Origin of the sequence: Clostridium guangxiense (assembly GCF_021043395.1) — a bacterium.
GTDB lineage: Bacteria > Bacillota > Clostridia > Clostridiales > Clostridiaceae > Clostridium_S > Clostridium_S guangxiense.
In genome coordinates this window covers 146338-155660 of sequence record NZ_JAJNKE010000003.1, presented here as the reverse complement: position 1 = coordinate 155660, position 9323 = coordinate 146338, and the positions used below count along the sequence as shown (strand labels likewise).

The 9323-nt window shown below is 31.8% G+C and carries 16 protein-coding genes; 2 read left to right on the top strand and 14 right to left on the bottom strand.

The window, feature by feature from the left end:
- Positions 1–80 precede the first annotated feature (80 nt).
- Positions 81–794, bottom strand: a complete 714-nt coding sequence (locus LQK79_RS03870) for an NUMOD3 domain-containing DNA-binding protein (protein WP_231015618.1) — start codon at positions 792–794, stop codon at positions 81–83.
- A gap of 105 nt (positions 795–899) precedes the next feature.
- On the opposite strand from LQK79_RS03870, the gene LQK79_RS03865 reads away from it, so the two are divergent.
- Positions 900–1046, top strand: a complete 147-nt coding sequence (locus LQK79_RS03865) for a hypothetical protein (RefSeq protein WP_231015617.1) — start codon at positions 900–902, stop codon at positions 1044–1046.
- A 2-nt stretch (positions 1047–1048) separates the two neighbouring features.
- Here the strand turns inward: LQK79_RS03865 and LQK79_RS03860 are convergent, their stop codons facing one another.
- The 10 genes from LQK79_RS03860 to LQK79_RS03820 all read right to left on the bottom strand — a co-directional run bounded on the left by LQK79_RS03860 (position 1049) and on the right by LQK79_RS03820 (position 6921).
- Positions 1049–1426: an HK97-gp10 family putative phage morphogenesis protein gene (locus LQK79_RS03860; protein ID WP_231015616.1), complete on the bottom strand. Its 378-nt coding sequence runs from the start codon at positions 1424–1426 to the stop codon at positions 1049–1051.
- Positions 1416–1736 carry a hypothetical protein gene (locus LQK79_RS03855; RefSeq protein WP_231015615.1) on the bottom strand — a complete coding sequence of 107 codons (321 nt, stop codon included), beginning with the start codon at positions 1734–1736 and terminating at the stop codon, positions 1416–1418. The genes LQK79_RS03860 and LQK79_RS03855 overlap by 11 nt, the downstream gene beginning before the upstream one ends.
- Entirely contained in the window at positions 1736–2047 is a 312-nt protein-coding gene (locus tag LQK79_RS03850; protein ID WP_231015614.1) for a phage head-tail connector protein, read from the bottom strand. Before LQK79_RS03850 ends, LQK79_RS03855 begins: the two co-directional genes overlap by 1 nt.
- The gene (locus tag LQK79_RS03845) at positions 2047–2238 is read right to left on the bottom strand and encodes a Rho termination factor N-terminal domain-containing protein (protein ID WP_231015613.1); all 192 of its coding nucleotides are present in this window, start codon (positions 2236–2238) and stop codon (positions 2047–2049) included. Before LQK79_RS03845 ends, LQK79_RS03850 begins: the two co-directional genes overlap by 1 nt.
- A gap of 39 nt (positions 2239–2277) precedes the next feature.
- On the bottom strand, positions 2278–3240 hold the full coding sequence (locus tag LQK79_RS03840; RefSeq protein ID WP_231015612.1) for a major capsid protein: 963 nt from the start codon (positions 3238–3240) through the stop codon (positions 2278–2280).
- Positions 3241–3256: 16 nt separating this feature from the next.
- Positions 3257–3916: a DUF4355 domain-containing protein gene (locus LQK79_RS03835; protein ID WP_231015611.1), complete on the bottom strand. Its 660-nt coding sequence runs from the start codon at positions 3914–3916 to the stop codon at positions 3257–3259.
- A gap of 140 nt (positions 3917–4056) precedes the next feature.
- Positions 4057–4188, bottom strand: a complete 132-nt coding sequence (locus LQK79_RS20820; protein WP_269144047.1) for a hypothetical protein — start codon at positions 4186–4188, stop codon at positions 4057–4059.
- A 10-nt stretch (positions 4189–4198) separates the two neighbouring features.
- Positions 4199–5311 carry a minor capsid protein gene (locus LQK79_RS03830; protein ID WP_231015610.1) on the bottom strand — a complete coding sequence of 371 codons (1113 nt, stop codon included), beginning with the start codon at positions 5309–5311 and terminating at the stop codon, positions 4199–4201.
- Complete coding sequence (locus LQK79_RS03825; protein ID WP_231015609.1) at positions 5304–5660, bottom strand: hypothetical protein; 357 nt, start codon at positions 5658–5660, stop codon at positions 5304–5306. The genes LQK79_RS03830 and LQK79_RS03825 overlap by 8 nt, the downstream gene beginning before the upstream one ends.
- A complete protein-coding gene (locus tag LQK79_RS03820; protein ID WP_231015681.1) occupies positions 5644–6921 on the bottom strand; it encodes a phage portal protein in 1278 nt (425 codons plus the stop codon). The genes LQK79_RS03825 and LQK79_RS03820 overlap by 17 nt, the downstream gene beginning before the upstream one ends.
- A 92-nt stretch (positions 6922–7013) precedes the next feature.
- On the opposite strand from LQK79_RS03820, the gene LQK79_RS03815 reads away from it, so the two are divergent.
- On the top strand, positions 7014–7226 hold the full coding sequence (locus LQK79_RS03815; RefSeq protein ID WP_231015608.1) for a hypothetical protein: 213 nt from the start codon (positions 7014–7016) through the stop codon (positions 7224–7226).
- Here the strand turns inward: LQK79_RS03815 and LQK79_RS03810 are convergent.
- From LQK79_RS03810 to LQK79_RS03800, 3 genes are read right to left on the bottom strand one after another with little or no spacing between them, the layout of a single operon-like run.
- Positions 7223–7366, bottom strand: coding sequence for a hypothetical protein (locus tag LQK79_RS03810; protein ID WP_231015607.1), 144 nt, complete (start codon positions 7364–7366; stop codon positions 7223–7225). The genes LQK79_RS03815 and LQK79_RS03810 overlap by 4 nt on opposite strands.
- Positions 7367–7379: 13 nt before the next feature.
- Positions 7380–9104: a hypothetical protein gene (locus LQK79_RS03805; RefSeq protein ID WP_231015606.1), complete on the bottom strand. Its 1725-nt coding sequence runs from the start codon at positions 9102–9104 to the stop codon at positions 7380–7382.
- On the bottom strand, positions 9088–9306 hold the full coding sequence (locus LQK79_RS03800) for a hypothetical protein (protein ID WP_231015605.1): 219 nt from the start codon (positions 9304–9306) through the stop codon (positions 9088–9090). The genes LQK79_RS03805 and LQK79_RS03800 overlap by 17 nt, the downstream gene beginning before the upstream one ends.
- Positions 9307–9323: the final 17 nt, after the last annotated feature.

The window sequence follows — 9323 nt, the reverse complement described above, 5'->3', positions numbered from 1 at the left end:
GGTAGTGCTCTGCATAGCTTGGCACTACAGGATTAATCAAACTAAATACCACATCATACAAACTTAACATTGCTCATCACCTACCTATTCTTATATGCACCTTTACAATTTACAATGTAACTAACTGTTGTACCGCCAATGTTGTATTCTTCTGCTAATTTTTTATGATTATATTCACCTGTGGCATATTTTTCTCTAATTTCTGATATCTGGTTTTGATTTAATTTCATGTTTTTCCCTAAGTGTGCCAATTTATCTTTTAATTTAAACTCTTCCGACATACTTTTGCCCTTGTTAGTAGGAATATTGCCTTTTAGAGATTTTGATATTTTATCTCTGATTTCCTTAGGTAGTTTCACTCCATAACGAGGATTGTTTTTTCCACCATATTTGCCTTTCCTTGATTGTGATATTTTGTCTCTTGTTTCTTTTGACCTTTTTCTACCTTTGTTTATTTCTGATACTTTACGGCGAGTTTCTTCTGAAATAGTTTTATTTTTATTTCCACCACCATCTAAATTGTAGCCAAATTTTCTATTATTTGAACTATAATATTTTATCCATTTTATTTCAGCCTCATTTAGATTACCCGTTTCCTCTAATATTGAAAATTTAAAATTAATTTCACCATATTTATTCCATGCACTTTGCAAATAAATATTAGGATGTATGTTTTTATTTAATTCCAATACATGTTGATTCCATCTTTTTCTTATGTTCACACTTTGTTCTATATAAACTTTATTATTTACTAAATTTGTTATTTTGTATATTCCACTTATTCTATGTACCATAAACATCATCCCCTTACCTATAATTATATACGTATATACGTATTAAATCAAGTGTATTTACTTATTTACGTATATACACTATAATGATTTTAGGAGGTGCTATTTATGACACGTAAAAAATTCACAACAACTTTAGATGAAAAAGTTATAAAAGATATTAAAATTAAAGCAATTCAAGAAAATACAGATGTAAGCACAATAATTGAAAAACTATTAATTGAATATTTAAATAAAAATAATTCTCAAAAATAATTTTATTTGTTCATATTTATTGATAATTTCTGGCCTGCTATTTCCTCTAATTTATTTATATTATCTAAACAAGCTGGCTCCAAAAAAGGTTGTGCTGCCATTTTAGAGGTACCTTTTTCAACAAAAACCGCATAAGGTTGACCTTTGCTATTAACAGCCTCTTGAGTAGTGCCTACTTTAACCCCGCTATTATCGGGATTTACTTCATGTGTAATACTTCGTCTCATTAATCCTGGATGAGTATCACCGTCAGCTCTATCTCCTACTGGTGCCCTTAATTTAGCTTCACCCTCAACAAAGGTTCCTATTGTTTCACAAATTTCTTTTTTACTTCTTTCCAATGCATTTAATACTTCCGGAATATTGCTTTTAAACTCCAAGACAAACCACCTCCATATGTCCTTTATTCCAAGGAATAGCTTTAACCTCATAATTTTCAGTTACTCCTTGCTGGTTTATACAACTTAACGTAGTACCAATTTTAATATCATCATCAATGTGGTCTATAAAAATTCTTTTATTAACCTCAATGTTATAGCCATATTGTTTTAATAAGAGCTCCTGAGAATATGGTTGCACATCACAATAAATATCCTTTAGTGGTTCATTAGTACCTGGAACCCAACTTCCGTGAGAATCTTGGTGTCCTTCTGTTTTTTTATATAAAGTTATAACATCATCTTGTTTCATTATCCCATCATCCTTGCATATGGCACTGGTAATAATGCTTTTACATTTTCACTTAACTCACTTCCATAAGTACCACTTTCAGATCCTTGGCTATATTGTTTTATACCTTCATTACCCTTTTTGCTCAGTTGTTCCATTACATAAGCTATACAAGCGTCTTGGTATGTGTTTTCTATATCAGTGGCATTACTATCTAAATTTAAATAGTTTCCTATAAGTGTTGTGGCACGTCTAATATATATATTAATTTCGTTATCCCTATTAGTGTCAGCAATGTTTTTTAATATTTTCACATCATCTAAGACAGCCATCACCTAGCACCTTCAATTTTCCTAAGTTCAGCTATCAGATCATCCTTTTTCATATTAGAATAATTATTAACATTCTTTTCTTTTGCAATTTGCTTCAAATCATTTAAAGTCAAACTATCATAATCAACCTTTGCTTCTTTTTCTTTTTTAGTCTGTTCCCTTCTTCTAAGATTAAAACCAGCCAATCCCATGTAAATTCCTCCTTATAAAAAATAGCCTAAGAAATATTCCTAAGCTATTTTATGTTTAAATTCTACAATTCTTATTGCCTTATTTTCATAAACTCTACTCCAATTTGCAGCTGTAGCAAGTTCTGTATTAGTAGGAGAAGCTCCTGCTACACTTGAATTCGTAAATTTGATACCTCTTGGATGTAATATATAATGTTTTCTATTAATTAAAATATCATTTCCAGCAAGTGTATCTCTGTCTGTTTCTGTAGGTACTGGTGCATTACCATTTCCAAGTCCAACAGCTCCTTGCCCAAATAAGTAAGTTGTATAAATTCCATTGGTAGTATCTACAGGACAGCCATCATCTTCAATAACAGTCTTACCCATATAGGATTTAAGTACGACATTACCCTCGCTATCTCTTATTGTTTCAATTAAATCTTTCTTAGCTAAATATGAAACAGTCATTGAATGCATTCCTACAGCTGTAAGATTTTCTTTTGCATCTCCCAACTTTTGTGTAGCATCAATAAATGTCTCACCAGTAATAAGTGCTGCATCTCCTGTTGCAGCTGAAATATCAAGTACATTCCCTGCCATTGTAGCCGAAGCAAAAACTCCATTTAATATTGAAATCAGAGTTTTTTGCATTTGTCTAGCCCAATATCCAGCAACCAAATTTCCTACTGCTGCCATTGGGTCAGCACCACTTAATGCCTTTGCCAAATCATTTACTGACCATGCCTTACCTCTCATTAAAAGAATGGCTTGATCTTGTCCAGCAGTAATTTTTTGAGGTGTTAATGCTCCACTATCAGAAAGTACTTCATCATCACCAGTTAAATCACTAAAATACGGCATATTTAAAATTTTTCCTCCACTTGAAGCCAGTGCATCAAGTTCAGCGTCGTTTGTTACTATACCGCTATTGTAAAGTGCTGAAAGTTCCATTGTTTTTTGTACTACATAAGGATTAAAAACCTCTGGTACTATAATATCGCTTATTTGTGTTGTTGCCATTTAAAATCATTCCTCTCTATTTCTTGGCTTCTGCCATATATTTTTTTGCAAGTTCTGGATTTTCTCTTAAAAGTTTTCCTTGCATTGTTAAATTATAATGTTCTTTACTCCATGGATTTTGCGTTGTGTCTGCTCCACCCCCTGTTGGTGGAATGTATGTGTTATCTTTAAGTATTTGTGCTTTCAATGTTTCATCATGCTTGCTAAATATAGCTACAAGAGTATCAAGATTTTGTTTTGTTGTTTCTTCATCAGTTCCAATTACAAAATCAATCAAATCTACAGGCAAATTCTTTTCAGTCGCAATTTTTAAAGCTTTATTAGTTAATGTTTCCTTAAGTTTTTCTTTTTTCATTTGTTCAATTTCAGCTTTCATGTTTGCAAGTTCGGTGTCTTTAGGATCAGCTTCAGGATGCTGTTTTTTATATTCTTCCAAGACTAGCTCTTGAAGATGATTTGTTTTCCAAGTTTCAAAAGATTTTTTAGAGTGTTTGTCTTTTTCAGAATCCATGTAAGCCTTAAAATCCTTGTCATTTTCAACTTTACTTTTAAAAGCATCTAAAGTTAAACCACTTGAAGCAAGTGCCTTACCTAAATCACTTTTAGAAACTGCTTCGTCAATATCATCATCATCTTTCAATGTTTCAATTAATTTTATTAATTCACTTTTTTTCATAATATTTTTACCTCCTGTGCCCTCTTAACTCTTGCAAACTAAGAACGCAATTAATTTTTTATAAAATAAAAAAGCCTTATTTCTAAGACTTTAATTTTAGACATAATAAAAGCACCTACTATTTCACTTAGCAAGTGCTCTTATTGATTTTCTTTTTTATTTTTATCATTTTTTAGTTGCCTTTGATATTCTTCCTCTAATTGCTTTTCCAAAAGATCTATATTTTCCTTAGAATTATCATCTAATTTTGGAAGTTTATAATCATTATCCAATATAACCACCTCACTTTATATATTTAACTCCATACTTAGTAATCATCTTTAATATATCATTAACTATTAAATCGTGATTTTCGTTTGTAACTGTCCCACCATATTTATTCTTTATTTCTTTAATTTTAGCATATATACCAGCAAAATTAAAGCTATCTTTTTTATCCAGTACAAAAACTTTGCCTTGATTAGTTACTATAGTAATAAATTTAAGCTGAGGCTTTAAAAATTGTCCTATATCTGTATAAGAAAAAGTACTTCCTCCCGGATGATTATGTATCCATCCAACACTATTTTCTGTAGCAGTTCTCATTAACGCAACAGCCTGAGGGTTGCCCCCTGGATCGACACCATTTTGACTCCCTAATGTCATAGCTTCATTATAAAAATCGGTAGTAAGAACATTTAATACTTCATTACTATCGTTATCACCTTGTGCTATTTTTAATAATTTCTGATGCTTTTGCTGTAATAACTTATTTTGATTATCATCAAATCCTATTATATCTACGATAGGAACTTTATCTATTGCAATATCTGTAATATCTATCTTTGATCCATGATTTTTACTTTCAACATCTCCAATATCACTTAACCAATTATTATAATCTTGATAATCAATAATATCCTTAGTCATATTATCTTTTCTTACAGAAGGTTGCCAACCATCAAACGGTACATTAATCCAGCAACATCTATCTAACGGATGTAATGGCATTTCAGGAGAACTATCATCATCTATATCAAATATTTTACCATCTAACTCAGCACATTCCTCACACGTATGAGTATCTAATGTAGCTGACCACATATGTTTTGTTAATCCTGTATTAGTAGCAATATCTTGACTCGCCTGTGCTTGTACCCTTGTAAGTTCCGTTGTGGCTAATCTCTGACTTTCATAAGCTGATACATTAAAAGTCTGCTGAATATCTTTTCCTACTTTATCAATGGTTGTATTCCCCTGCATTGCATCAAGAATTGAACCTTGAAGCTTATCAATCATGTTAGCCTTGTTCTGCCAAATACGATTACTAAATGTTTGTCCATCCAATTTATTATTTACAGCCGCATCTATATATTCAGGCTTTAATATAGAAAAATCCAAATCAATATCAGCCATTATCATCACCGCCAGAACTTAAGACATATGCTTGCTTATAATAGCAATCCTTATATGCTTCACCTAAAGCGGAAGTTACTGTTTTTATTTCATTTTGTCCAAGCTCCTTAGCCATGGATTCTAATTTTTGACTAACCTGCTGCTTAATATTTCTCTTCTGCGTATCTGTAAGTTGTAATAATCCATCTTTACCGTATTTAATAAAAAGCTTACCTATATAGTTGTGTAAATCATCAAGTGCAGCCTTTTGTTGCTCATAAACCGGCTTCATAGAATTATTCACTATACTTTCACCATCTTTATGAACTTGCTCTATCATTTTTCTATACTGATCATTTACTTTGTTCATCTCCCACACCACCATTATTCAATAAATCGGCTCCAATACTATTAGCCTCCTGGTCCTGCTTTATTTTTTCTATTTCATTTTTGGGATTATCTACAAAACTAAATAAACTTAATGCAGTTTCAAGGCTTAATTTATCCCCAAGTTGACTAACTATTTGTGCACTGTTAAGATCATCTTGTGGAATATTAGGTGTAAATTTAGCTTTTATATCTCTATAATCATAATCAAGATTTTTAAGCCATTTTAAGAATATAAATAACATTTTCAACCTTGTTTTTATACAATCGGTTATGGATTTTTGATTTAACTTGCATTTCTCCTCCAAAGAAATAAGTCTACTCCTAAGCGCTACACCACTCAAATTACTTTGCATCTTCTCATTATGATTAATATGAGAAGTTAGTTGATACATTTTATCTTCTTGAGTGGTCAATGTATTTTGTATAAAACTATCATTTATATTTTTTATAAGCCAAACAGCTTTGCCATCAGCTGCTGGTATTTCAATTATTCCTTTTTCCTTCATAGTGTCAGTATCTTCATCTTTTATCTTGAAACCACTAATAGCTAAATAAGCATTACGAAAATCAGATATTTCATTGCTTATGTCACTTAAATTAGTTTCATAAGCGTCTTGTAGTCCCTTAATATCCTTGTAAATTGTATCATCTTCAAGCTCCTCAGAAACTTTCGCAATTCCAACAGGTACAACTCCGAAAATATGTGGGGTTGGATTACTTATTTGACTAAAATCATTATCATAATGATATATAAATTCGCTGTCATATACATCAACATAAGTATTCAAATCAAATTTCTTAGTAAAAATATGCATAAAAAAAAGAACATTACCAAAATCATCAGTATAGGCATATCCTTTCCTCGGTGATATTATTCTACTTGAAAATTGGTTTTCTTTATCTATATAATAAAGTTCAAAAGCGTACCCATAGATCAGCATCTTTTTAGCTAAATCACTATCATGCTTTTCGCTCCAATGTGCAAGATAATATTTCATGTCATTTATTATATTAGCATCACCAGATTTACTTGTATAAGTTATATCATTGCCAACACTGTACGACACTTCTTCCTTAGTAAACTTCTTAATAAAATTACATGGAGTTTTATTATTGGACCTCTCAGTAACCATCTTATAATTTGCCATTGCATCAGTATCGCCTTTATAATAAGCATACATTTTATCGTAAATAACTTTCTTAGCTGAAAATTCTCCGTAACATTCCTGTACTAAATTCATATCTAAAGCCAATTTTTCAACCTCCTTACAGTTTGTCCTATTTAGTGGTAAAATTTAACTAGATTCTGTGCCATTATTAATGAGGTGATCTTATGTCAAGAAAACGAGTTACAGTAACAAGTGAAACTCCTACAGGAAGAAATACAAATTTTCATGATAACTATACAAATGTTGATATGACTAGACAACAATTTGTAAATGAAATCAATAAAGGAAATTACAATAATTATCACGTAAGCAAAATAAACGGTGTAGATACACCAGTATCAAATCCTGATAAAAGTACAAATAATAATTTAGGCTAACTATTTTTACAAGGTGCAGAATCTAATATAACTTTATAATTTTCATGTTGTATAATTTCAGAATCCGATATTACTGCTATAACCTCATTATCTTTTCCAACAACAATAATCTGCTCAACTTCTTTATCACCAATTTTCAAGTTCTATACCTCCTTAAATTCCTAATTTTCTGCGATCAACGAAACTTGCATACTGCACAACTTTTATATTTTCAATTCTATTTGAGAACTCCGCTGTAATGTCTGGAGCATCATCATGAACACTAAACTTTTGTCCCCTGAAGTCGAGAATCTGATCTGTAAATTCCTTATCTTCCTCACAAAATACAATCTGTCCTTTATTCATGTAAGGAATTATTGTACTGATCTTATCATCTTTATTTTTCCTCTGACTTTCATTAATAATTTCAATACCTCTGAACCTTAAAGCACCATCTTTATTAATTTTAAGCTCCAATTGGTTCGCATCAGCTCCATTGAAGGTATTTTTTTCAATATACACATGAGTTGTTTCTGGATATTTCTTCAAAAGCTCAATCATATGATCCACATATTTATCAAAATCAGTCCTTGCATTTATTTTTGCAAGTTCCGCTTTACGTGCATACTTCAAGTTATTATCCGCTTGAGAACCAACAAGATAGGCAGAATAATCGGATTTAGTTTTTGCAGTTGAAGCAGGATCCACGAGAAGCATTGTTTTTATGAAATTATGTGTTTCAATTTCCTGCCGATTTTCTGTAGCAACTGTTTTGAACCACTTTTCGCCTATAGAATCAACATCACCCTGAACCTCTTGTTTAAAACTACTTGGATTTTCATAATATGAAAGAGCCATGTCGAGACAGTCCCAAAATTCAGCCCACAACAAAGGAAACTGCATTTCCTTCTCGTGACTATAATAAAATTCTTTGGCATCCTCAAGGTGAGTTTCATTCTTAAAATTAAAAAGGATGTCTTTAAATTGTTTCCATAAGCCACTATTGAAATATGTGTCTATATCATCAATCAAAACACCCTTCTCTTTTTTAAATTTCCATGTCGGCTGCTTAAGAAGTCGGCTATAAAAACATTCTTTATGTTGCAAAGTTCCAAGAGCTATAAGTGTGGTACCTTTTTTTATTACTATTCCAGCTCTTTTAACTTCTTTTTGTACCGCATACTTAACATCATCCGAAAACCTCTTCCACTTTTTCTCCCTTGCATCCTCAGTTCGTACATCATCTTCACTCTGATAATCATCAAGGAGTATTAAGTCTGGTCTACAATTCCCATATTTACGGCCACGCATTGGAGAACTGGAGGAAATAGCTTCTATAAATGTCTTATTGGTAAACTCTAGCTGAGTTGAGTTACATACATATCGCTTATCTCTATCATCAAGCAACTTTCCAAAAGCTTTTTCAATATACTTATTCTCCAGAAAAGTGTTCTTGATATCCTTGATAAACTTTTCAGCAGTACTTCCTATGTCTGAACAAATCAAGGTATATTTTTTAATTGCATATGCATGACACCAGCAAGCAGCGGAATACGTTCCGAACACAGACTTTCCTGTACCTCTTGGAAGTATTCTTCCTATTTGATTTGGACCATCACCAATAATACTATGTTCTAAGTCACTCCAAATCTCTCTATGAACATCAGCTATAGGAGCAGCAGTGTTATTTTCTTTGGGTAGAAAAGTGTCCTGAAGAAAATACATACAAAAAAACTCGAGAGAAATTCTCCCGAGCTCGTAAGCAAGTCCGTGATAACCAAAGAGGTTAGAACTACGCTTAAGGATCATACTGGCTGCTGCATCTTCTGAAAAGCCTACTTTCTGCAAGTATTTAAAGAGCAAGTAGTTGTTTTGTTCGTCTTCATTCTGAAAGTCCATGTCCGTCATTCCTTAAATCGAGATAAAAATAATAAAAATAAACTTCATTTTCATTTGAGCCCAAATTCCTTTTAATGATAGTGAATGGTAATTTAAGTATGTCAGCAGCTTCTATACATTCCTGCAATTCCTCAATGCTTTCTTTATGTGTTATTTCTAATTGCTTTGTTTTCTTATTGTCACTAACATTCCAAACAAACATATAGTTCACCTCACTTA